The organism is Methylobacterium sp. J-088 (assembly GCF_022829295.1).
Classification (GTDB): domain Bacteria; phylum Pseudomonadota; class Alphaproteobacteria; order Rhizobiales; family Beijerinckiaceae; genus Methylobacterium.
Genome location: NZ_JAKSYH010000085.1, coordinates 1 through 472 on the forward strand (window position 1 = coordinate 1; position 472 = coordinate 472).

Genomic DNA, 472 nt, shown 5'->3' on the forward strand with positions numbered 1-472 from the left:
TACGGCACCTACTGGGTCAAGCACCTCAACGCCATCACGGTGCTCGACACGCCCTTCGAGGGCTTCTGGATGAAGAGCGCCTACCGCATCCCCGACAATGCCTGTGCCTGCACCGAGCCCGGCAAGGCGCCCGACAGGACCGTGCCGATCGGCCGCTTCAACGTCCGCTCCTTCGTGACCAATCTTGCGGACGGCACGCAGGTGAAGGCCGGCCGCGTGCCGCTGCGCGGCATCGCATTCGACGGCGGATCGGGCATCAAGGCGGTGGAGATCTCCACCGACGACGGCCGGACCTGGAGCCCGGCTCGGCTCGGCCAGGATCTCGGCCGCTACGCCTTCCGCACCTGGACCGCCGAGGCCGATCTGGCGCCGGGGCCGCATGCCCTGCGCGTCCGCGCGACCGGCAACGACGGCGGCACGCAGCCGATGTCGCCGCGCTGGAACCCGGCCGGCTACATGCGCAACGTGGTCG

Annotated in this window: 1 pseudogene; it reads left to right on the forward strand. The window is 70.6% G+C overall.

Annotated elements, in window-relative coordinates:
• Nucleotides 1-472 (forward strand): annotated as a pseudogene (locus MKK63_RS09920) (oxidase); the annotation flags it as partial.